Source organism: Actinosynnema pretiosum (genome assembly GCF_024171695.1).
GTDB classification, from domain to species: Bacteria; Actinomycetota; Actinomycetes; order Mycobacteriales; family Pseudonocardiaceae; genus Actinosynnema; species Actinosynnema pretiosum.
This window is the reverse complement of sequence record NZ_JAMTCF010000013.1, coordinates 1-23051: the sequence shown is the minus strand read 5'-3', so window position 1 is coordinate 23051 and position 23051 is coordinate 1. Positions and strand designations below refer to the sequence as shown.

15 protein-coding genes are annotated in these 23051 nt (G+C 73.8%); 9 read left to right on the top strand and 6 right to left on the bottom strand.

Features of this window, described 5'->3' with window-relative positions:
* Nucleotides 1-30 precede the first annotated feature (30 nt).
* The 3 genes from LV78_RS25290 to LV78_RS25280 all read left to right on the top strand — a co-directional run bounded on the left by LV78_RS25290 (nt 31) and on the right by LV78_RS25280 (nt 5069).
* Nucleotides 31-2943, top strand: a complete 2913-nt coding sequence (locus LV78_RS25290) for a DEAD/DEAH box helicase (protein WP_253848123.1) — start codon at nt 31-33, stop codon at nt 2941-2943.
* Nucleotides 2944-3061: 118 nt separating this feature from the next.
* Complete coding sequence (locus LV78_RS25285; protein ID WP_253848122.1) at nt 3062-3742, top strand: DUF4333 domain-containing protein; 681 nt, start codon at nt 3062-3064, stop codon at nt 3740-3742.
* Between the two features lie 130 nt (nt 3743-3872).
* Nucleotides 3873-5069 carry a GNAT family N-acetyltransferase gene (locus LV78_RS25280; RefSeq protein ID WP_253848121.1) on the top strand — a complete coding sequence of 399 codons (1197 nt, stop codon included), beginning with the start codon at nt 3873-3875 and terminating at the stop codon, nt 5067-5069.
* Between the two features lie 145 nt (nt 5070-5214).
* Here the strand turns inward: LV78_RS25280 and LV78_RS25275 are convergent, their stop codons facing one another.
* Entirely contained in the window at nt 5215-6159 is a 945-nt protein-coding gene (locus LV78_RS25275) for a 5'-3' exonuclease (protein ID WP_372494997.1), read from the bottom strand.
* Between the two features lie 148 nt (nt 6160-6307).
* On the opposite strand from LV78_RS25275, the gene LV78_RS25270 reads away from it, so the two are divergent.
* Together LV78_RS25270 and LV78_RS25265 are read left to right on the top strand one after the other, a co-directional pair.
* A complete protein-coding gene (locus LV78_RS25270; protein ID WP_253848120.1) occupies nt 6308-7438 on the top strand; it encodes a M24 family metallopeptidase in 1131 nt (376 codons plus the stop codon).
* On the top strand, nt 7435-7884 hold the full coding sequence (locus tag LV78_RS25265; protein WP_015801088.1) for an Lrp/AsnC family transcriptional regulator: 450 nt from the start codon (nt 7435-7437) through the stop codon (nt 7882-7884). The genes LV78_RS25270 and LV78_RS25265 overlap by 4 nt, the downstream gene beginning before the upstream one ends.
* 38 nt (nt 7885-7922) lie before the next feature.
* Here LV78_RS25265 and LV78_RS25260 read toward each other — a convergent pair whose 3' ends face one another.
* Complete coding sequence (locus LV78_RS25260; RefSeq protein ID WP_253848119.1) at nt 7923-8669, bottom strand: aminotransferase class IV; 747 nt, start codon at nt 8667-8669, stop codon at nt 7923-7925.
* A gap of 599 nt (nt 8670-9268) precedes the next feature.
* On the opposite strand from LV78_RS25260, the gene LV78_RS25255 reads away from it, so the two are divergent.
* The 3 genes from LV78_RS25255 (at nt 9269) to LV78_RS25245 (ending at nt 15547) form a co-directional block, all read left to right on the top strand.
* Nucleotides 9269-10444, top strand: a complete 1176-nt coding sequence (locus LV78_RS25255) for an MFS transporter (protein ID WP_253848118.1) — start codon at nt 9269-9271, stop codon at nt 10442-10444.
* Nucleotides 10445-10774: 330 nt separating this feature from the next.
* Complete coding sequence (locus tag LV78_RS25250) at nt 10775-12046, top strand: GGDEF domain-containing protein (RefSeq protein ID WP_253848117.1); 1272 nt, start codon at nt 10775-10777, stop codon at nt 12044-12046.
* A 153-nt stretch (nt 12047-12199) separates the two neighbouring features.
* On the top strand, nt 12200-15547 hold the full coding sequence (locus LV78_RS25245; RefSeq protein ID WP_253848116.1) for a hypothetical protein: 3348 nt from the start codon (nt 12200-12202) through the stop codon (nt 15545-15547).
* 74 nt (nt 15548-15621) lie between these two features.
* Here LV78_RS25245 and LV78_RS25240 read toward each other — a convergent pair whose 3' ends face one another.
* The 4 genes from LV78_RS25240 to LV78_RS25225 form a co-directional block, all read right to left on the bottom strand.
* On the bottom strand, nt 15622-16560 hold the full coding sequence (locus LV78_RS25240; RefSeq protein ID WP_253848115.1) for a P1 family peptidase: 939 nt from the start codon (nt 16558-16560) through the stop codon (nt 15622-15624).
* A gap of 10 nt (nt 16561-16570) precedes the next feature.
* A complete protein-coding gene (locus LV78_RS25235) occupies nt 16571-18019 on the bottom strand; it encodes a pyridoxal phosphate-dependent decarboxylase family protein (RefSeq protein WP_253848114.1) in 1449 nt (482 codons plus the stop codon).
* Nucleotides 18020-18155: 136 nt separating this feature from the next.
* Nucleotides 18156-19136 carry a glycosyltransferase family 2 protein gene (locus LV78_RS25230; protein ID WP_253848113.1) on the bottom strand — a complete coding sequence of 327 codons (981 nt, stop codon included), beginning with the start codon at nt 19134-19136 and terminating at the stop codon, nt 18156-18158.
* Nucleotides 19137-19144: 8 nt separating this feature from the next.
* On the bottom strand, nt 19145-20836 hold the full coding sequence (locus LV78_RS25225; protein WP_253848112.1) for a DEAD/DEAH box helicase: 1692 nt from the start codon (nt 20834-20836) through the stop codon (nt 19145-19147).
* A 219-nt stretch (nt 20837-21055) separates the two neighbouring features.
* On the opposite strand from LV78_RS25225, the gene LV78_RS25220 reads away from it, so the two are divergent.
* A complete protein-coding gene (locus LV78_RS25220; protein WP_253848111.1) occupies nt 21056-22777 on the top strand; it encodes an NACHT domain-containing protein in 1722 nt (573 codons plus the stop codon).
* The last annotated feature ends 274 nt before the right edge of the window (nt 22778-23051 follow it).

Sequence of the window (23051 nt, the reverse complement as noted above, 5' to 3'; positions counted from 1 at the left end):
TTTGTCGGCCCCTTGTGACAGCCTGGAGGGGTGTCAAGTGCTTCCCGGTCCCCGGCCGAGGCCTACGCGGAATCCCGCCGCCGCGCTTCCCGGCCCCAGTTGACCGACTTCCTCTCGGTGGTCTCCTTCGAGCTCGACCCGTTCCAGCTGCGCGCCTGCGAGTCGTTGGAGGACGGCCACGGCGTCCTGGTGTGCGCGCCCACCGGCGCGGGCAAGACCGTCGTCGGCGAGTTCGCCGTGCACCTCGCCCTCGCCGAGGGCCGGAAGTGCTTCTACACCACGCCGATCAAGGCCCTGTCGAACCAGAAGTACGCCGACCTGTGCGCCCGCTACGGCCAGGACAAGGTCGGCCTGCTCACCGGTGACACCTCGGTCAACGGCGACGCCCCCGTGGTCGTCATGACCACCGAGGTGCTGCGCAACATGCTCTACGCGGGCTCCTCCACCCTGCACGGCCTCGGCTACGTGGTCATGGACGAGGTGCACTACCTCGCCGACCGCTTCCGGGGCCCGGTCTGGGAGGAGGTCATCCTGCACCTGCCCGAATCGGTGCGGCTGGTGGGCCTCTCGGCCACGGTGAGCAACGCCGAGGAGTTCGGCGAGTGGCTCGTCACCGTCCGGGGTGACACCTCGGTGGTGGTGGACGAGCACCGGCCGGTGCCGCTGTGGCAGCACATGCTGGCCGGTCCGCGCATGTTCGACCTGTTCGCCGACGACCTCGCCGACACCCACGTCAAGATCAACCCGCAGCTGCTGCGCCAGGTCGAGGACCTGGCCCGCTTCCACGTGCCGTGGTCGCGCGGCCGGGGCAACAAGGGCCGCCCGCCGCGCTCGTCCGGGTTCAAGCCGCCGTCGCGGGTCGACGTCATCCAGCGGCTCGACGCGGCAGGCCTGCTGCCCGCGATCGTGTTCGTGTTCAGCCGGGCGGGCTGCGACGCGGCGGTCAACCAGTGCGTGCGCTACGGCCTGCGCCTGACCACGCCCGACGAGGTCGAGGTCATCCGCCGGATCATCGACGAGAAGACCCGCGACCTGCCGCAGGACGACCTGATGGTCCTCGGCTACTGGGAGTGGCGCGAGGCGCTGGAGCGCGGCATCGCCAGCCACCACGCGGGCCTGCTGCCCGCGTTCAAGGAGACGGTGGAGGAGCTGTTCGTGCGCGGCCTGGTCAAGGCCGTGTTCGCCACCGAGACCCTCGCGCTCGGCATCAACATGCCCGCCCGCACCGTCGTGCTGGAGAAGCTGGTCAAGTACAACGGCGAGGCGCACGTCGACCTCACCCCCGGCGAGTACACCCAGCTCACCGGCCGCGCGGGCCGTCGCGGCATCGACGTCGAGGGGCACGCCGTCGTGGTGTGGCAGCCCGGCGTCGACCCGAAGGCGGTCGGCGGCCTGGCGTCCACCCGCACCTACCCGCTGCGCTCCTCGTTCCGCCCCGGCTACAACATGGCCGTCAACCTGGTGCACCGGCTCGGCGCGCCCGCCGCCCGCGACCTGCTGGAGCAGTCGTTCGCCCAGTTCCAGGCCGACCGCTCGGTGGTGGGCCTGGCCAGGCGGATCGAGCGCAACCGGGAGGCCCTGGAGGGCTACGCCGACTCGATGACCTGCCACCTCGGCGACTTCACCGAGTACGCGTCGCTGCGCCGCCGCGTCTCCGAGCGCGAGAAGGCCCTGGCCAGGCAGAACACCTCGGCCAGCCGCGCCGAGACGGCCGCGTCGCTGGAGAAGCTGCGCAAGGGCGACGTCATCGCGGTGCCGTCCGGTCGGCGCACCGGGCTGGCCGTGGTGATCGACCCCGGCCTCGAGCCGCTGGGCGAGCCGAGGCCGTTCGTGGTCACCGAGGACCGCTGGGCCGGGCGGCTGACCTCGACGGACTTCCCGCTGCCGGTCGAGGTGCTCGGCAAGCTGCGGCTGCCCAAGCAGGTCGACACCCGCTCGCCCAGGTCCCGCCGGGACCTGGCGGCGACGCTGCGCAACACGGGGCTCGTCGCGCCGAGCGCGCGGAAGCGGCGGTCCACGGCGGACGACGACGCCGAGCTGGCCACGCTGCGCCGCGCGCTGCGGGCGCACCCGTGCCACGGCTGCGAGAAGCGCGAGGAGCACGCCCGCTGGGGCGAGCGGTACCACCGGCTGCTGGCCGAGACCGAGCAGACCGAGCGCAAGGTCGCGGCGACCACGCACTCGCTGGCCCGCGAGTTCGACCGCATCCGGGCGCTGCTGCGCGAGCGCGGCTACCTGGAGGTCGTGGAGGACGAGCCCGAGGGCGGGGCTGTGTTCGAGGCTCCCGGCGAGGGCGTCGCTTCCGAGGGCACTGCTTTCGGGGGCGCGGCTGAGGGCGAGCCGGAGCAGAGGAAGCGGCGCGTCGTGCGCCGCGCGGGGCAGGAGCGCGTGTCGGGTGGGCCCGGCAGGCGCGGCGGGGAGCGCGTCACCGAGCACGGCAGGCGGCTGACCAGGCTCTACAGCGAGTCTGACCTGCTGGCGGCGGAGTGCCTGCGGCACGGCGTGTGGAAGGGCCTCGCCCCCGAGGAGCTGGCCGCCGTCGTGTCGTCCCTGGTCTACGAGGCGCGCAGGGACGGCCCGATGGAGACCCGCCTGCCACCGGGCCGGGTCTCCGACGCCATGACCGCCACCGCCCGCCTGTGGGCCGAGCTGGAGGACGACGAGCGCCGCCACCGGCTCGACCGCACCCGCCAGCCCGACCCCGGCTTCGCCTGGGCGGTGTACCGGTGGGCGCGCGGCGAGTCGCTGGAGAAGGTGCTCGGCACCACCGACTCCGGCGGGACCGAGCTGGGCGCGGGCGACTTCGTGCGCTGGTGCAGGCAGGTCGTCGACTTCCTCGACCAGATCAGGGACGTCGTCGGCGGCGGCGACCCGGTGGGCGCGGCGGCCCGCAAGGCGGTCGACGCGCTGCGCCGGGGCGTGGTCGCCTTGGCCACGGTCTGACAAAGTTTGGCGGGGTGCGCTGCGTAGTCGGCGCCATCCTGTGGTTTGATCGCGCGAGCAAGCCAGCACGTCCGAAATAGTCCTTTTCCCGTTCAAGACCGACCGCCGGAGGCCGAGCATGACCAGTCCGTACGGACCGTCCGGAGGGAACGACCCGCAGCAGCAGTGGGGCCAGCAGCCCTACGGCGGTGGCGGGTACCCCGGCACGCCGTCGGGTGGTTTCCCCGCTCAGCAGCCCGGTTACGGGCAGCCGGACCCCGCGCAGCAGCACCAGCAGCAGTGGGGCCAGCAGGCGCCGCAGGGCCAGCCGTACGGGCAGCCCCAGCAGCAGCAGTACCCCGGCACCCCCGGCGGCGGGTTCGACCCGAACAACCCGTACGGGCAGCCGCAGCAGCAGCCCGGTTACGGGCAGCAGCCGGGGCAGTACGGCCAGCCCGGCCAGTTCGGCCAGCAGCCCTACGGCCCGCCGCCGCCCGCGAAGAAGTCCAACGGGCTCATCTGGGGCGTCGTGGTGGGCGTGGTGCTGATCGCGGGCGTCGTCGGCATCGGCGGTTTCGTGACGCCCGGCTGGTTCAACACCAAGGTCCTGGACAACACGTCCGTGCAGAACGGCATCGTGCAGGTCCTCAAGGACGACTACAAGCTCGACGCGAAGAGCGCGTCCTGCACCGGCCAGCACGAGGTCACCCCGAACACCACGTTCGAGTGCGACGTCAAGGTCGGTGACGCGGACAAGAAGGTCAAGATCACCATCAAGACCTCGGACGGCGAGTACGAGGTCGGCCAGCCCACCGGCTGATCCGCGCGCCGTTCCACCGAGGCCGTTTCCCGCTCACCGGGAAACGGCCTCGGTGCTTTTCCGGGAACCCCTCCCGTGATTCCCGCCTAATTGATTAGTGGGCGCACGGGCGCCGGGAGAGGATGGCGGGGTGACCGACCACGACATCCGCGTCCTCCAGGACGAGGCCCACTACCGCGCCGCGCACACCGTGTTCCGCAGGGCGCTGCTGCACGGCCCCGCCACCGACGAGCTGTGGAAGGTGGTGCTGGACTCTTACGAGCCCGGCCGCGCGCTCGGGGCGTTCGACGGGGACGAGGTGATCGGGTCGGCGCAGTCGTTCCCCTCGTCGCTGGTCGTGCCCGGTGGCGCGGTGCTGCCGATGAGCGCGGTGAGCCGGGTCGGCGTGCGCGCGGACTGGACGCGGCGCGGCGTGGTCAGCGCCCTCATGCGCACCCAGCTTCGTTCGCTGCGCGACCGGGGCGACGCGGCGGCGACGCTGCGCGCCACCGAGGGCGCGATCTACGGCCGGTTCGGCTACGGCGTCGCCACCAGGGGCCGGGACCTGCGGCTGACCAGGGCGAAGTCCGAGGCGCGCGCCCGCGTGGAGGGCCGGGTCCGGCTCAAGCCCGCCGCGGACGCCGCCGCCGAGCTGCGCGCCCTGTTCGAGGGCCTGCCCGCCACCCGACCGGGGCTGATCGGCCGCTGGGACGGCTGGTGGTCGATGAACGTGCGGGCCGACAAGGACCAGGACCCGCAGGCGGTCATCACGACCGGCCAGGACGGCGTGGACGACGGGTTCGCGGTGTACCGGGTGGAGCGCTCGCACACCGAGAAGTCCGTGCTGACCGTGCTGGACCTGTGGGCGGCCACGCCGCGCGCCTGGGCCGACCTGTGGCGGTACCTGCTGGGCGTCGACCTGGTGGACGAGGTCGTCGCGCACCTGCGCCCCCTGGACGAGCCGGTCGAGCTGCTCCTGGTCGACCCGCGCGGCTGCCGCTGGGAGACCACGTCCGACGAGACCTGGCTGCGCCTGCTGGACGTGCCGAAGGCGCTGGCCGAGCGCGCGTACACCGGCGACGGCTCGGTGGTGCTCGGCGTGCGCGACGGGCTGCTGCCGGAGAACGCCGGGAACTACCGGGTGTCGAAGGCGGGCGCGGAGCGCGTGGAGGACGCGCCCGAGCTGGTCCTGGACGTCGCCGACCTGGCCTCGGCCTACCTCGGCGACGTCCCGTTCGCCGCACTGGCCGCGACCGGCCGGGCCGAGGTCCTGGCCGAGGACGCGGTCACCCGCGCCGACGCCCTCTTCGCCGTGACCACCACCGCCTGGGCGGGCACCTACTTCTAACCCCCAGGGACGGGCCGAACCCACCACGGGGGCGGCCCACCCCGCCCGCTCACCGGCCTCCGCTCAGCGCCAGGCTGGTCGGCGCCGCCCCACTCACTGGCCCCGCCCACCGGCCCGGCCCACCGGCTCCACTCACCGGACCCGCTCACCGACTCGCGCGCCGCTCCAGCGCCGTCACCAGCCGGGGAACCGAGCTCCCCAGCCCCCACCGCCTGGTCAGCTCGGCGAGCCGGTCCGGATCGGCGGGCGCGGCGGGCAGCGCGTCGTCCCGGTCCAGGACCACCGGCGCGTCCACCGCGACGTCCACCACGGTCGGCGCCACCGCCAGGTAGTCCTGCGCGGCGATCAGCGCGTTGCGCGCCTTGGTGGTGAGCTTGCGGTCCCGCCCGTCGTGCACCGCCGCCAGCACCGCCTCCAGCGACCCGAACTCGGTGATCAGCTTCGCGGCCGTCTTCTCCCCGATGCCCGCGACTCCAGGCAACCCGTCCGAGGGATCTCCGCGCAGCACCGCCATGCCCGCGTAGGCCCGCCCCGCGTCCGCCTCGGGCAGCGCGTACTTGGCGGCCACCTCAGCGGGCCCGACCAGCTCGGCCTTGGCCCACCCGCGCCCCAGGTAGAGCACCCCGACCGGGGTCGGTTCGGTGCGCACGAGCTGGAACAGGTCCCGGTCCCCGGTGACCACCTCCACCACATCCCTCGCCTCCCGCGCCACGAGCGCGCCGATCACGTCGTCCGCCTCGTAACCGGCGGCCTCGGCGGTGGCGATCCCGACCGCGTCCAGCACGTCCAGGATGATCGGCACCTGCGGCGTGAGCGCGTCCGGCACCTCCTCCCCGTCCCCGCTCGCGGCCACCCGGTGGGCCTTGTAGGAGGGCAGCGCGGAGACCCGGAACTCCGGCCGCCAGTCGGCGTCCAGGCAGGCCACGAGCCTGCCCGCGCCCCGGTCGTTGACGATCTTGGCGATGGTGTCGACGAACCCGCGCACCGCGTTGACCGGGGTGCCGTCGGGCGCGGTCATCGACTCCGGGAGCGCGTAGAACGACCGGAAGTACAGGCTGGCGGCGTCCATCAGGACGAGCGGGCTGCTCACCGTGGAGAGCTTGCCAGACACCCCCGACACCGCGCGGTCGCGGCACGGCGGTCAGGGCCCCGCCCACCGCCCACCACCCACCGCCCGTGATCGTCACCGGGTCTCGCGGAGCGGGCGGACCGCACGGGTGCGACTAGGCTTCCCACCCATGTCGACCCGTGTTGGACCCCTGGACGTGGAAGCCCTGCGCTCCCGACTCGACCGCGCCACCGCAGCCGCCGCCGTCGCGGGCGTGGACGCGCTGCTCATCTCGCCCGGCTCCGACCTGCGCTACCTCATCGGCGCGGGCGGTGCCTCGTTCGAGCGGCTCACCTGCCTCGTGGTCCCGGTCGGCGGCGACCCCGTGCTCGTCGTGCCCAAGCTGGAGCAGCCCGGTTACGCGGCCGTGCCCACCGACGCGCTCGGCGTCGAGGTCGCCACCTGGGTCGACGGCGAGGACCCGTACGCGCTGGTCCGCAAGGCCCTCAAGGGCACCGCCCGCACCGCCGTGGCCGACATGACCCCCGCCCTGCACGTGCTCGGCCTGCGCTCCGCGATCGGCGGCGAGCAGGTCCTCGCGGGCCCGATCCTGCGCGAGCTGCGGATGCGCAAGGACGCCGCCGAGATCGCCGCCCTGCGCAAGGCGGGGGAGGCGATCGACCGGGTGCACGCGCGCGTCGGCGAGTGGCTGCGCGCGGGCCGCACCGAGGCCGAGGTGGGCGCCGACATCGCCGCCGCGATCGTCGCCGAGGGCCACGAGGTCGCCGAGTTCGTCATCGTCGGCTCCGGCCCGAACGGCGCGTCCCCGCACCACGGCCTGTCCGACCGGGTGATCGAGGCCGGTGACGTGGTCGTGGTCGACATCGGCGGCCCGGTCGCCGAGGGCTACAACTCCGACTCCACCCGCACCTACTCCGTCGGCGAGCCGCGCGACGCGGACGTGCGCGAGACCTACGCCGTCCTCCAGGCCGCCCAGCAGGCCGCCGTGGACGCCGCGAAGCCCGGCGTGACCTGCGAGGCCGTCGACGCCGCCGCCCGCGAGGTGATCGACGCCGCCGGTTTCGGCCAGTACTTCGTGCACCGCACCGGCCACGGCATCGGCCTGGACGTGCACGAGGAGCCGTACATCGTGGCGGGCAACGACCTGCCCCTCGAAGCGGGCATGGCGTTCAGCGTCGAGCCCGGCATCTACCTGCCCGGCCGCTGGGGCGCGCGCATCGAGGACATCGTCATCGCCACCGAGACCGGCTCCGAGCGCCTGAACAACCGCCCGCACGACCTGGTGGTGCTTCAGGCGTGACGAACCTGGAGCCGATCGACCGGGCGATCCTGCGCGAGCTGTCCACGGACGGCCGCTGCAGCTTCACCGACCTCGCCGAGCGGGTCGGCCTGAGCGTGTCGGCCGTGCACCAGCGGGTGCGCAGGCTGGAGCAGCGCGGCGTGGTCAAGGGCTACGCCGCCAGGCTCGACGGCGACGAGGTCGGCCTCCCGCTGACCGCGTTCATCTCGCTCACCCCGATCGACCCGGCCGCCCCGGACGACTACCCGGAGCGGCTGGAGCACCTGGCGCAGATCGAGGCCTGCTACTCGGTGGCGGGCGACTCCTCGTACCTGGTCAGGGTGCGCGTGGCCTCCCCGAAGGCCCTGGAGGACCTGCTGCGCCAGATCCGCGAGGTGGCGAACGTGTCCACCCGCACCACGGTCGTCCTGTCGACCCCCTACGAGGACCGTCCCCCCGCCGTGTGACCGCCCCCCCGCCGCGCCCTCGCGCGGCGGGGGAGCCCTCACCCCGCCACCGGCCCCCACGGAACCGCCTCGAACGCCTCCCGCAACCGCTCGAACGCCTCACCGACCGGGTACCGCACGTCCCCGATCCGCCCCACCGGCGAGACCCCCCACGAGTTGGCCGTGAACGCCCCGTCGTACGCCCCGAGGTCCCCCAACCGCACGACCTCCCGCCGCGACGGCACGTGCGACTCCAACAACCGCATCGTCGTCCCCCACAACCACGGCCCGTCCGCCCACACCACCTCGCCCCCCGCGAAGAACCCCACGTTGGCGACTGCGGACTCGACCACCACCCCACCACCCCCGACCAACAACGCGTCGTCGAACCCGGCCCGCCCCGCAGCCCGGTGGTGCACCGCCCGCTCGAACCCCCCGAGGTGCTTCACGTGCGGAACCGGCCGCACGTACTCCACGGGCAACAAAGCCTGAGCCTCCCGAGCCGCCTCCTTGGGCTCCCGCACCGAAACCAACACCGACGGCTCCTCAACCCCGAACACCACCACCCGAACCGAGGCGTCCCCAACCCCACGAAGCCCCCGACCGACCAACTCGCACACCCACCCCCGGTCGAGCCCGATCCCGTACAACTCCCGGTTCCCCTCAGCCAACCGGTCCAGGTGGCACCCCATCCCCCTGACCAGCCCACCCCGCACCTGAAACGCCGTGAAGTGCCCGTAGTTGGCGAACAACCCGGCCATGTCCTGAGCGCTGGCGGGAACCCCGTCGACCTCGATCCTGTGCACCGCCAGACCCTAAGCGCCCCCCAGCCCACCCCCCAGACCTCCTCGCGGGCTGCGGGGCGAGCGCAGCGAGCCCGCAGCCAGCCCATCCCGCGTCCCTCTTCTCCGTGTGGCCTGGCGAAGCCCGAGCGCAGGTGTCAAGATGCCGCCGCACTGCCCGGCAGACTGCCTGGTCATACGGCGTCTTGACGCCTGTGCTTGCCTGAAAGGAGGCCACACGGAGAAGAGGGACCCCGCCCACCGCAGGGGTAAACGCAACCACCCTGAAACAGCCACCGGCCGGCAGAGCCCGTCCCCCTCTTTTTTGGAGGCCTGCCCCGCCGGCGAGGCGTGCCCTTAAGCTCTTGATCTTCGTTTTCCCCCCCCCGTCCCCACCCGGAACGGTGAACCGTCAACATCCCCCCACCCCCTCCACCCGCGATCCGATCACCCCCACCCGCCCTTCCTTGTACCGTGTCCCGCCTACCGGTGCCGCCCCCAGTCCCGGCCAGCCCTGCCCCACCCCTGACCCGGCCCCGGTTCCGGTTCCAAGTGACAGCGACACCGGCAGCGACAGCGACAGCGGGAGAGACATGGCGACGGGTTTCCGAGCGGTCTTCGGGGTGGCAGAGTTCCGAGTCCTGTGGTGCGCGGCGGTCCTGTCCACACTCGGCGACCAACTAGCCCGCGTGGCCTTATCCGTGCTCGTCTTCGAGCGCACCAACTCCCCGGCCTGGACAGCCCTCACCTACGCGCTGACCATGCTCCCGGCCCTCTTCTCCGGAATCCTCTTCTCCGGCCTGGCCGACCGCTACCCCCGCCGCACCGTCATGGTCACCGCGGACCTCCTCCGCGCCGCGGTCCTCGCGGTCATGGCCCTCCCCGGAGTCCCCCTCCCCCTGGTGGCCGCCCTCCTCGTCCTGGCCCAGCTCGCCGAACCCCCGTTCGCAGCCGCCCAAGGCGCCCTCCTCCCCACCGTCCTGGGCGACAAGTACGAGGCAGGCCAGTCCGTCCACCTCATCACCCACCAGGCAGGCCTCCTCCTCGGCTTCGCCGGAGGCGGCCTGGCGGTCTACTGGCTCGGCACCTCCGGCGCCCTCGCCGCCGACGCCGCCACCTTCGCCGCCTCCGCCCTCCTCCTCCACCTCGGCCTCAAGCCCCGCCCGGCCCCCGCCTCAACCTCCGCCACCCCCACACGACTGCGGATCAACGAAGGCGCGGCCCTGGTCTGGCGCACCCCGCGCCTGCGCCTGCTGGTCCTCCTCGGCTGGCTCGCCCTGTTCACCGTCGTCCCCGAGGGCCTGGCCGCCCCGTTCTCCGACGAGGTCGGCACCGGCCCCGCCGGAGTCGGGATCCTGCTCGCCGCAGACCCAGCCGGGATGGTCCTGGGCACCGTCCTGCTGCGCTACCTGCCCACCGAACGGCGGGTGCGCCTGCTGGGCCTTCTGGCCGTCGCCACCGCCCTGCCGCTGGTCGCCTACCTGCTGCACCCCGGCCTGCTCGGCGCCGTCACCCTGCTGGCCCTCAGCGGCGTCTTCAGCGCCTACCAGGTCACCGCCGGGGCCACCTTCGTCCGCCTCGTCCCGGACGCCCGCCGGGGCCAGGCCCTCGGCTTCGCCCGCAGCGGTCTCGTCGCAGCCCAGGGCGTGGGCGTCGCGGGCGGTGGCCTGCTCGCCACCGCCACCGGCTCGGCCGCCACCGCCATCGCGATCGCCGCCGGGGTCGGCGTGGTCGCCGCCGCCGCCGTCACCACCCGGTGGATGGCGCTGGGCCCGCTGGAGCACCTCGCCGAGGGCTGAACGCCCGGCCGCCCGCAGCGCGCGAGCGGCCGGGCTCACCGGTCACCGGGCACATGGGGCGCGCCGGGGGACCGCCATCGCGTGGGGCGTCAACCCCACCGTCTTCACCAGATCTTCTCGCGCATGACCGAGCACCTCCTCCACTGGCCGTACCGGGCAAGTCGGGCGCCGGGATCGCACCGGGGTCACCAGATCTTCTCGCGCACCGCGATCACCTCCCAGTACCCGTGTCACCCCACCAGCGGATGACACCCGTTCGCCCCAGGGTTACCGTGACGCTCCAGCCGGTCACCAACCGGGGGGTCCGGTGTGGACGGGCGCGAGGGAACCGTGGTTGGACGAAGCTGGTCACTATGGTCCCTTCCGAGGGGCGCGCTGGGCTACGTGCTCTCGGTGGACCTGCTCGCCCTGCTGGCAGTCGCCGCCGCGACGGCGACGAACCAGCCGACGACCAGGCACGACTGGGTCGTCCTCGCGGTGTTGCTCACCTGCGCCGGGCTGCACCTGGTCTTCTCCCGCTGGATCGAGCGCGCCCGCAGGGACGCGACCGGCCTGCCGCACCTCGACCTGTGCAGCATCTGGATATTCGCCGGTTCACTCCTGCTCCCGCCACCCCTGGTCGGAGTATTGGTGGTCGTCCTCTACGCCCACCGCTGGTGGGTCGTCGGCCGCTGGGACCCGTTCCGCCCGCCGCACCGGGGCGTGTTCACCGCCGCGATGATGCTCCTGGTGGCCCTGGCCGCCAACGTCGTCGCCACCGCCACCGGCCTGCGCGACAGCCTCGCCTCCGGCCACCTCGAAGGCCCCTGGGACCTGCTCGGCCTGATCGGGGCGGGCTCGGTCTACTGGACCGTCAACACCGCGCTCGTCGCGGGCGTCATCGTGCTCACCACCGGCGCGCGCACCAACCTCTTCGGCGGCCCGCTGGACAACCTCCTCGAAGCCGCCCAGCTCAGCCTCGCGTTCTTCGTCGCCATCGCGGTCGCCTGGTGGCCCGGTTTCGCGTTCCCCATGGTCGTCGCCGCCGTCGCGCTGCACCGCACCGTGCTGATCCACCAGCTGGAGCTGGCCGCCCGCACCGACGCCAAGACCGGCCTGCTCAACGCCGAGGCCTGGCACCTCCAGGCCCGCGTTGAGCTCAACCGCACCCGCCAGCGCGGCGACGCCCTCGGCCTGCTCATGATCGACGTGGACCACTTCAAGGGCATCAACGACACCCACGGCCACCAGACCGGCGACGAGGTGCTGCGCTCCATCGCCGACGTCATCCGCGAGTCGGTGCGCAGGGGCGACAGCGTCGGCCGGTTCGGCGGCGAGGAGTTCGTCGTGCTGCTGCCCGGCGCCGGCCGCGACGAGTCCATGGCCATCGCCGAGCGCGCCCGCACCCGCGTGGGCCTGCTGGGCACCGGGGCCGGTCCCGTGCGGGGCCTCACGGTCAGCGTCGGGGTGGCCGTCTGGCCGGATGTGCCCGAGGACACCGTCGAAGGTCTCCTCGCCGCCGCCGACGGAGCGCTCTACCAGGCCAAACGCCTCGGCCGGGACCAGAGCCGGGCCGCCTGGAGCCACCAGCAGCCCTCGGTCCGCAGCGACCAGGGCGGCTGAACCGGCCCGAATCGGCGCGGATTTACCACGGGTTCCCGGTCCGCGCGACTCAATCGTGACCGGCGTGGCGTACGTTCTGCCAGCCACCACTCGTTCGGACGTCGCACGGAGGCCGCTGTGGACGCCCGCCACCTGCCAGAGGGTATGTGAGCCGTGGATCTTGGACCGCCGCACGGAATCCGCTTCCGCTTCTCCACCGGACTGGTGCGGGCGGTCCTGCTGGACGCGCACGGCAAACCGCCGCTGCCCCTCGCCGAGGCCCTGTCGATAGACGTGGGCACCCGCGAGCTGGCGGTCGCCGAGGACCACGGCGACCCGCTGCGCGCCGTGCTGCGCCAGCGCTACGACCTGGCCGAGCCGGTCGAGTGGCGGCTGCACGTCCCCGGTGACGCCTCCGTCGACGGCGACGGCGTCCAGTTCGACCTGCCCACCGGAACCTCCGTCCGGGTGACCTCCACCGGGCAGGTCTCGGCCACCGAGGACGGCGTGGTCGTCGCGCTGCCCGCCGGTCCCGCCGAGATCGACGTCGAGGTGGTCAGCAGGCCCCAGTACGCGGTGTCCGACACCGTCGTGGTGTGCCGGGCGCACCAGGCGCGCGAGGCCGCCGTCGTGGTCTCCTGCCTGCCCGGCGACCGCTTCACGCCCGTCATCGCGCTGGACCGCCCGCCACCCGCAGGCGGCAGGCACGCGCTCCCCGGCGAGCACGACGACGAGCTCGACGCCCCCGGCCCCGACACCGGCCCGCTGCGCTCCTGGAACAACCGCAACAGCCTCCTCGCCGACCTCATGCGCGCCACCGGCGTGCGCCGCGCCGTCGTGCTCGCCGACCCGCCCCCGCAGGCCGCGCACGTGTTCGACGGCATGGAGCACGTCCGGCTGCTCAAGCCCGACCTCCTCGGCGAGGACCTCACCGACGAGGTGTGGGCGCTGCTGCACGGCGAGGGCCAGCAGCCGACCAAGGTGCTGGAGGCCGCCCCCGGCGACGACCCCGCCGAGGCCCTCTACACCGCGCTGCGCACCGGCTCCGCGCTGCGCTTCACCGAGCGCGCCGAGCCCGTCGGCGACCGGTTCGCCGCCGCCGGTCCCGAGTCCGGCGACGAGGCCGTGCTGGTGGAGACCACCGGCGAGGCCGACGACCTGGTCGCCGCCTGCTACGCCCACCACCGGGGCGCCCGCCTGGTCACCACGCCCCAGCCCGACCTGGCCGAGGTCGACCGGGTCGTCGCCGAGGAGCAGACCCGCGTCACCGAGGCCGCCAGCGCCATAGGCGACGCCGTCAAGGGCATCGCGGTCGGCGAGGCGCTGTGGCGCTACCTGTCCACCGGCGGCCACGACCCCTACCCGGCGGTCGAGGCCGTGGTCACCGCCCAGGTGCCCGCCGACGCCGTGCACGCGGTGGGGGAGCGGCGGCTGACCGCGTTCACCGCCGGACTGCCCTACCCGTTCGTGCGCACCGCCACCGGCAGCTGGGCGCGCAAGCCCATCGGGCACGTCACCACCGATCCGGCGCTGGTCGTGCTGACCGAGCTGCACCGGGAAGGCGCTTGCCGCCCGCGCGGCGCGTTCGCCCTCCTGGTCGAACCCGGCTTCCCGGCGGCCCCCGCCGACCGGGCCGCCCACGTCACCCACCCGCTGGTGCTCACCGGGTCCGAGACCGCGCTGCCCGTGGTCGCCGCCCTCGCCGCCGACCTGCCGGTCGAGGTGCTCGCGGTCAACGCGCACGACGACGAGGGCAACGCCCTGCTCGACGGGCGCCCGCTGCCGCCGTGGCTGGTCGCGCACGCGCTCGACCTGCCGCACCAGCCCGTGGTGCTCAACAACTCCTGCCTGTCGTGGACCGACCAGGCGCGCGAGTACCTGCGGGTCGGCGCGCGCGGCTACGTGGGCGCGCTGTGGCGCATCCCGCCCGACCTGGCGGCCGACTTCACCCGCGTCGTGGTGCGCAGGCTCACCGCCGGGGAGGTGCCCGCCGCGCGCGCCGTGGTGGACACCGGGCTGCCCGGCGGCATCGAGCGGTCCTACCTGTACGCGGGGACCGCCAACGGGAGGCTGGACCGGTGGCGCGCGGGCGCACCCGGTGAGGGAGAGTCAGCGCTGACCGGGTGCGCCCTGCTGGCGGGCGTGGACCACGGCGGCGAGGAAGTGCTGCGGAAGGTGGTCCACCGGGAGATGAGTGCACTGCGCAGAGCGGCCGAGACGACCCCCGCCTCGGGGACCGAGGCCTACGTGGACACCCTGTTCGACGAGCTGTCCTTCGCGGGCGACCTGTCCGACGCCGCCGAGGTCGTCGAGAAGATCGACAAGGCGCTGCCCGCGCTGGACCTGCCCCCCGCCGAGGCCGACCGCCGCTGGGCGGCCCGCTACGAGCGCACCGGCGCGCTGCACGAGCACGGCGGCGACCCCGGCGCCGCGCTGGCCGACTACGGCCGCAGCGCGTCCTACGGCGACGCCGGTCCCGACCGGGCCGGGGTGCTGCTGCGGATGGCCGCGCTGGAGGCCAGACCGCAGGAGGCGCTGAGACTGGCGGCCCAGGCGTACCGGGCGGCCGTCGCCTCCGGGGACCGGGAGACCGAGTTCCACGCCTGCGCCTCGCTCAACGACCTCGGCAGGCGCACCGGGGACCTGGACACCGCGCTCAAGCACGCCGTGATCGGCCACGACCTGGCGGCCGTGCGCGGCGACCTGGTCCGGCAGACCGCGTTCAAGGTGGACGAGTGCGCGCTGCGGCGCGAGCTGGGCGACCCGGACGGCGCCATAGAGGCCGGGACCGACGCGCTGGAGCTGGTGCGCGCCCAGGGCGACCCGGCCACTGAGCTGCGGGTGATAGGGGAACTGGCGCGCTGCCACGAGGCCAGGGGCGACCTCGCGGCGGCGCTGAGCTACACCAAGGCCGGGCTGTCGCTGTCCGAGCACCAGGACGCGCCCGGCGAGTTCGCCCGGTTCCAGGACGAGACCGGGCGGCTGCTCACCAGGAAGGGCGAGCACGCCGAGGCGCTGCGGCACTACCGGAGCGCGGTGGAGGGCCTGGTGGCGCGCGGGTCGCTGGCGCGCGGGGCCGAGCTGCTGCCGCACCTGGCGGTCGGCGCGGTGCGGGCCGGTGACGCCGGGGCGCTGTGGACGACGGCGCTGTGCGGCGGGCTGGTGTGCGAGGTCGTGGAGCGCGACGTGTGGCAGGCGCTGGTGCCGCTGGTCGTGGACTCGATGAAGCGGGCGATCGAGATCGGGTCGGCCGAGCTGACCCAGCGGGGCATGACCGACTTCGCGAGCGCGGTGACCGCCGGGCGGCGCGACGACATGCCGGTGCAGGTCGGGGTGCTGTCGGACGTGGTGGTGCTGCTGCTGGCGTGGCTGATGGGGCGGATCGACGACTCGATGCTGGCGTTCGGGCGGGAGGTCGACCGGCAGACCGGCGGGGTGCTGGACCTGGTGGGGTACGTGTCGACGCCGTACGCGCAGCGGGTGCGCGGCGGGGCCGTGGCCGGGCGGTGGTCGGCGCGGTGAGGACGTGCCGGGGGCTCCGGTCTCCGGGGTCTCCGGTCTCCGGAGTCCCCGGTCCCCGGTCCTCGTCGGTCGGCTCAGCTCGCCGCCCGGTGGGCCGCGTGCGTGCGCGGGAACAGCTCGCGGTGCGCCGCGAAGCGCCCGCGCGGCGTGGTGACCGACTCGGCCGCCAGCAGCCCGTGCGCCAGCGCGCGGGCGAACACCCGTGACGCGGCGCGCAGCACCTCGTCCGGCGGTGCCTGCCGGTCTCCGGTGACCGCGCCGAACACGGTGTCGCCGTCCGCCATGCCGTGCGCGGGCGAGACCGCCAGCGCCACCCCGTCCTGCCCGGCGACGGCCAGCGCGAACGGCGGCACGGCCGCGTTGGTGGCGACGACGCCGATGACCGTGTTGAACGGCGGTGGCGCGGGCGGCGTCAGCTCGACGGCCGGGTCCAGGACCGCGCTCGGGAACTCGCCGGGCAGCCCCAGCCCGGCGGCCAGCGGCAGCCCGTCCGGCGAGTAGGACGGCCCGACCGCGTTGAGCGCCGCGATCGCGCCCACCACGACCCCGCCGCCCAGGTCCGCGCTCGCGGTCCCGACGCCGCCCTTGAGCGCCACGTTGAGCGCCCCCGCGCCAGCGCCGACGTTGCCCTGCGGCACGTCCACCGAGGCCGCCCGCACCGCGAGCGCCCCGAACGAGGCGTCCGGCCGGGCCCCGAAGTCCCCACCCCGCCCGAGGTCGAACAGCGCCGCCCCCGGCACCACCCCACCGCCCAGCTCGGCGGCGGCCCCGCGCGCGGCGGCCAACCCGTAGGCGCTGCCACCGGTCAGCACGACACCGGGCACCTCACGCCCGCCGTACCGCGCGTCCACGGCGGCGGTGTCCACCGTCGCGGGCCCACCCCCGCGCACGTCGGCGACGACGAGGTTGCCGGGAGGCAGCAGCACGACCGTGGTCCCGGTGAGGAAGCCCCCGCCGATCCGCGTCACGTGCCCGACCAGCACACCGGGGACGTCGGTGATCGCGTTGCGCACCCGGTCGATGCTACCGAGCCGCCACCCGCGCCCCGATCTCCCGCACCACCGCCACCAGCAGCTCCACGTCCTCCACCCGAGTCCGCCAGTTCACGATCGCAGGCCGCAGCGCCACCGCGCCCCGGTGCACCGTCGTCCCCGCGTGCACCCGCCCGTCCTCCGCCAGCGCCGCCCCCAGCGCCCGGTTCAGCTCGTCCAACCCGTCCGGGTCCACCCCCTCGGGCCGGTACCGGAAGCACACCACGAACAGCGTCACCGGGGACAGCAGCTCCAGGTCCTCCGCCGCCTCCACCAGCTCGCCGAGCCGCCGCGCCAGTTCGAGGTGCCGCTCCACCACCGCCCGGTGCCCCGCCCGCCCGTACGCCCGCAGCGCCGCCCACAGCGGCAGCGCCCGCGCCCGCCGCGAGGACTCCGGGCCGAGCGTGTTGTAGTTGACCCGCTCCTCGTCCGGTTCCGGCAGGTAGGCCGCGTTCCACGAGCCGAACGCCCGCCCCAGCGCGCCCCGGTCGCGCACCAGCGCGAACCCGCTCTCGTACGGCGTGTTCAACCACTTGTGGCAGTCCGCCGCCACCGAATCGGCCCGCTCGACCCCGCGCACCAGCTCCCGCGTGCGCGGCGAGGCCGCCGCGAACAGGCCGAACGCGCCGTCCACGTGCAACCACGCCCCGTGCCGCTCCGCGAGGTCCGCCAGCTCGTCCAGCGGGTCGTACCGGCCCGCGTCGACCTCGCCCGCCGTCCCGATCAGCACCGCCGGACCCGAGTCGGCCAGCTCCCGGTCCAGCCGGTCGACGTCCAGGCTCCCGTCCGCGCGGGCCACCAGCCGCACGCCGTCCCGCCCGCAGCCGAGCACCTGCAGCGCCTTGCGGCAGCTCGCGTGCACGTACCCGCTGGACAGCACCGGCATCCTCGGCAGACCGGCCAACCCGTCGGCGGCCACGTCGACCCCGTGCCGCGCGGCCCACCACTGCCGCGCGCAGGCCAGACCGGTCAGGTTCGCGAACGTCGCGCTCGGGGTGAGCACGCCGCCGTGCGACGCGGGGAACCCGAGCAGGTCCTTCAACCAGCCCAGCACGACCGTCTCGGCCTTCGCGGCCAGCGGCGAGGTGGGCCACAGGCCCGCGGGCTGGTCGAGCAGCGAGACGACCCAGTCCCCGGCCTGCGCGGCGGGGGTGGCGCCGCCGATGACGTAGCCGAAGTACCTCGGGCCCGCCGTGGCGGTGGCGGCTGCGGCGCCCACGCGGAGCAGCTCGGCGACCGCGACGAGCGCGCCGTCGCCGTCCTCGGGGAGGGGACCGGTCAGCTCGTCGAGCAGGCGGTCGCGGTCCGGCGGGTGCACCGGGCGGTCGTCCAGCCCGGCCAGGAACGGGCCCGCCGCGCGCGCCACCAGCTCCAGCGCGGCGGCGGCGTTGTCGACCGGGCCGCCACCCCGGTCGTTCTCGGGGGCACCTCGCTTGTCCACCCGGCGAGCATATGCCGGGTGCACGGCGGCAGGGCGACGTTGACCTGCGCCGTTGCGGTCTCACCCGCGCGCTGCTTCGGGGCGGTGCCCGCAGCGTGCCGGAGCCGGGCCCGATGCCCGCCCCGACCCGGCGCGGTCACGTGCGTCGAGTGACCCAGCGCTTCCACCAAGGCGAACCCGGAGCCGCCTCAGCTATCCGCGCGGCTTCCGCCGCGCCGTCCGTACCGGCTGTTCCCGTCGCTTCGACGGCCGGTCCGAGTACCGCCCGCAGCGCCTCCGGCAGGACCGCCCTCGCCACCAGTGCCTCCAGCCGGTCGCGCAGCCTGGTGTCCGGGACCAGCGTCCCGGCCGCCAACCCGACCCGCGCCTGCTCGGGCGTGCGCTGTCGGGCCGCGTGCGCCTCTGCCAAGCGGCCGTCCAGCAGCAGCTCGTAGTCCTCCCGCCAGTGCCAGCCCACGCCGCGCTCGTACACGGTGTTGGCCGCCATCGCCGCGCCCCCGTTGGCGATCTTGCGCTCATACTGCGCGTATCCGCGGTCGGGCACGTGCAGGATCTCCAGCGGCCTCTGCGGGGCCCGCGCGCCCAGGAGCGGCCCTGCGGCGTGGTGGTTGCCCACGTCAACGACCACGTCCGGGTCGGCCCGGTGGCAGACCTTCGCGCCGATCCGGGTTCCGCGCGTGGACAGCGACTCGGTGTCGCGCAGCACCAGCTCGCGCGTCCACCCGCCCGCCGAGCCGAGCGAGGGGTCCGCGACCAGGTTGTCCCGCCTGACTTCGACCAGGCCGAACTCGGCGGGCACACCTGCCAGCGCCTCGTCGAGCCGCGCCGCCGCCACCGGCCAGAAGAACTCGTCGGCATCGGCGTTGACCACCCAGTCGGCCCCGTGCCCGGTCGCCGCGCGCCGCGCCATCCGCGTCACCCAGCGGCCCTGCTCGTAGTCCAGCGAGGGCTCGTGCAGCAGCTCCAGCACGCCTGCGTCCCGGTACGCCTCCAGTACCTCGGCGGTACCGTCGCGCGAGCCGTTGTCGGTGGCGACGACGAAGTCCACGCCTGAAGCCAGGTGGTGCTCGATGGTCGCCGCCACGACGTCGATCTCGTCGCGCACGAGCAGCGTCATGACGACCTTCAACGCTGCCCGTCCCGCTCCCGCCGAACGGTCACCTTCCGACCCTTCATGGTCGCCCCGCGCAACGCCGTGATCACGTGCTGCGCCGAGCTCTCCGGCACCTCCACCAGCGAGAACCGGTCGGTGATCTCGATCGCGCCGATGTCCCGGCCCTGCAGCCGGGCCTCGCCCGCGATCGCGCCCACGATGTCCTGCGGCCGGATGCCCGAGCTGCGCCCGGCGCCCACGAACAGCCGCGTCATGCCCGCCGTCGGCGGCCGGACCCGGCGCTCGCGCCGCTGCCCGTCGCCGCCGGGGCCGCCAGCGCCACCCCGGCTCCGGTCCGAGCGGTGCGCGACCTCGGGGATCTCCTCCTCGTCCGCCGCCGCGCCGCTGGCCTCGTGCGCGAGCTTGACCGCCGCGAGCGCCACCTCCATGACGTCGAACTCGTCGGACAGCGACTCCACGACGACCCGGAAGCCCTCCAGCTCGTCCTCCAGCAGGCTCTCGTGCAGCGCCGCGCGGGTCAGCTCCAGCCTGCGGGCCCGCAGGTCGGCCACCGTGGGGACCTTCTCCATGGTGATCCGCTGCTTGGTGACCCGCTCGATCGTCTTGAGCATCCCGTGCTCGCGCGGCTCGGCCAGCGTGATCGCCACGCCCTCCCGGCCCGCGCGGCCGACCCGGCCGATGCGGTGCACGTAGGACTCGGGGGCGGACGGCACGTTGTAGTTCACGACGTGCGTGAGCTGCTCGACGTCCAGACCACGCGCCGCCACGTCCGTGGCGACGAGCAGGTCGGCGGTGCCGTTGCGCAACCGCGCCATCACCCGGTCGCGCTGCTCCTGGCTGATGCCGCCGTGCAGCGACTCCGCCCGGTAACCACGGCCGTTGAGGGTCTCGGTGAGCTGGTCGACCTCGTCGCGGGTGCGGCAGAAGACGATCGCGGCGGTCGGGGCCTCCACGTCCAGCACCCGGCCGAGCGCGGCGGGCTTGTGGGCGCGCGGCACGACGTAGGCGACCTGGCGCACGCGCGGCGCCTCGCCGGGCTCGGTGCGCTCCTGGTTGATGGTGATGCGGGCGGGGTCCTTCAGGTGCTGGCGGGCCAGCTTGTCGATGCGCGGGGGCATCGTCGCGGAGAACAGCACGGTCTGCCGCTTCTCGGGGGTCTCGGCCAGGATCGTGTCCAGGTCCTCGGCGAAACCCATGTCGAGCATCTCGTCCGCCTCGTCCAGCACCACGATCTGGAGGTTCTCCAGGTTCATGGTGCCCCGGCCGAGGTGGTCCACGGCGCGACCGGGCGTGGCGACGACGACGTCGACACCGCGCTCCAGCACGCGCAGCTGCCTGCCGATGGGCTGGCCGCCGTAGATGGGGAGCACGCGGGCGCCCAGCTCGCGCCCGTAGCGGTGCACGGCCTCGGAGACCTGCACGGCGAGCTCGCGCGTGGGCACGAGCACCAGCGCGAACGGCGCGTCGCCGCGCTTCTCGACCTGCGCGAGGCGTTCGAGCACGGGCAGCGCGAAGGCGGCGGTCTTGCCGGTGCCGGTGGCGGCCTGCCCGAGCAGGTCACGCCCCTCGGTCAGCGGCCCGATGGCCTCGCGCTGGATGGGGGTGGGTTCTTCGTAGCCGAGTCCGGAGAGCGCCCGCAGCAGTTCGGGGCGGAGCCCGAGGTCGGCGAAGCTGGTCCTGTCGTCGTCGGGCGCGTCGGTCATGAGGTCAAGTCTCGCCGATCGCCGTGGAAGCGCGCGGTGTGGGGTGGGGGTTAGCTCCTGAGAGGAGTGTGCAGGTGAGGTGCGCGTGGCGTTGTCGTGACGGGCGGGTGAAATCGGGCGGGGGCTAGCGTTCACGAGGTGCTAAGCAACAACTACTTGGCGTTAGACACGGTTTACGGGTCCGTCGTGCAGGCGGGGTCGGTCAGCGGTGGGCTGACGGTGAACAGCACCGTCGTCCACAACTGGGGTCGACCTGAGCGTCTGGTCATGGCGCTGGGCCGGGCGACCGTCGGCGTGGAGAGCCGGTTGGGCAGCGGTTCCGGGGTGCAGGTCGCACCGGGGTTGGTGCTGACGCACGGGGCGCTGGTGGACGGCGGGGACGGGCTGCGGCTCGTGCGCTGGGACTGCGGGGACGCGCTGGTCGCGTGCGTGTCGTTCGAGCCGCCGGGCCAGCACGGGTCGTTCCAGGGAGGCACGGCGCCCGGCTCACCCGTGCTGGACTGGCGGACCGGGGCGGTGTGCGCGCTGGTGGGGCCGAGGGGCGAGCTGTGCCCGGTCCTGCACGCCTCGCCGCTGGTGGAGGCGAGCGCGGGGAACCGGGAGTGGCTGGACCTGCTCGACCGGGAGCAGGTGGCGGCGGGCGGGTGGAAGCACGTCGGGCCTGAGCTGCGGGAGTACCTGCGGGCGGTGTCGCGGATCGACGAGGTGCACCAGAAGCGCCACGTCAACGCCATCGCCCCCAAGCTCTCGGAGATCTACCTGACCAGCCGTGAGGTGCAGTGGGAAGCCGAGCTCGACCAGGACGGTGACATCCCGCACCGGATTCCCGCCAAGGACCTCGGTGTCGTCCACCGGGACGTTCAGGTGGTCGGCAAGGCCGGGGTGGGGAAGTCGAGCCTGCTCAGGCAGCTCACGGCCGACGCGGCCAAGGCGTGGTTGGACGGAGTCGGTCCTCCTCACATCCCCCTCCTGCTGGACGCCGACGGCCTGGCTCGGGACGGTGGCGGACTGCTTGACCTCTTGGCCGAAGGCGCGCTGCAGGAGGTCACCTACGCCAAGAGCGCCGCCCACCTCGTCGAACTGCTGGCGCATGATCCAGTGCCAGGCGTCCCGTGGTTGGTCCTGGTAGACGCTTTCGACGAGGTCACCGACCCGCATCGCCAGGAGCGGGTCATGAAGCGCCTGCTCGACATGGCGGAGCAGCACCCCAAGCGCTACAGCCTGGTGGCCAGCAGGGACCCGCACCAGAAGCAGTTCCTCGCGCTGGTCAACCGCCGCAAGACCCCGACGTACCAGCTGGGGGAGTTCTCCGAGTCCGAACTGGACGAGTTCGTGCGCCGCTACCTGCGCGCGGCCAAGCTGGTCAACCACGAGGCCGCCGCTGTCTCGCTCCTCGTGGACGTCCGCGCGACCCCGGCGCTGGAGGGCCTGGTCCGGGTTCCGCTCATGGCGACGATGCTGTGCGTGCTGCGGACGCGCAGCGGTGAGTTCCGACTGCCGCACAACCGCACCCAGCTCTACCAGGACTACATCGACGCGCAGTTGAGCAGCGTGACCCGGAGCAGCAGGAACACCCTCCTCAGCAGGGTGAGCCACCGGGGCAGGGCAGCGGTCGACGCGGTGGAGTCGATGCTCGGCGACCTGTCCGTCCTGCTGGAGCGGATCGCCCACCGCTCCTACCCGCCCATCGCGCCGTTGGAACTGGCGGAACGTGAGCATCCATCGCCCGGCGTGCCCGTCGAGGAGTGGCGCGAACTGCTCGCGGACGTCCTGCGGCGCACCGGCCTGCTCCACCCCGATCGCGGCTTCGACCACGACACCCTGACGGCGTTCTTCGCGGGGAAGCACCTGCTGCGCCTCTACCCCAAGCCAGTGCCGTGGTGGTCCTACCGCTTGTCGAGAGGTCAGCTAGTGGCGTGTCTCGGAGGGTTGACCCGGTAATCGGTCTGGTGGGCTGATCGGCCAGGCTGGTCTCGCATGTCGAGTGCGGGAGGTGGCTGTGGCTCGTCGACCGAGCGTGTTTGTCCGGCCCTTATCGATGGAGGAGGGCCGGAAGATCCAGCGGATCACCAGGACCTCGAAGGATCCGGTGCGGCTGCGGCGGGCGATCGTGGTGCTGATGTCGGGCCAGGGTCAGGCGGTCCGGGACATCACCTCGTTGATGCAGGTGAGCGAGGACTACGTGCGTGAGGTGATCCACACGTTCAACGAGCGG

Coding starts and splice junctions, on each gene's coding strand:
- LV78_RS25285 (WP_253848122.1), top strand. CDS start 3,062: ATGACCAGTCCGTACGGACCGTCCGGAGGGAACGACCCGCAGCAGCAG.
- LV78_RS25270 (WP_253848120.1), top strand. CDS start 6,308: ATGTCGACCCGTGTTGGACCCCTGGACGTGGAAGCCCTGCGCTCCCGA.
- LV78_RS25230 (WP_253848113.1), bottom strand. CDS start 19,136: ATGACGCTGCTCGTGCGCGACGAGATCGACGTCGTGGCGGCGACCATC.
- LV78_RS25225 (WP_253848112.1), bottom strand. CDS start 20,836: ATGACCGACGCGCCCGACGACGACAGGACCAGCTTCGCCGACCTCGGG.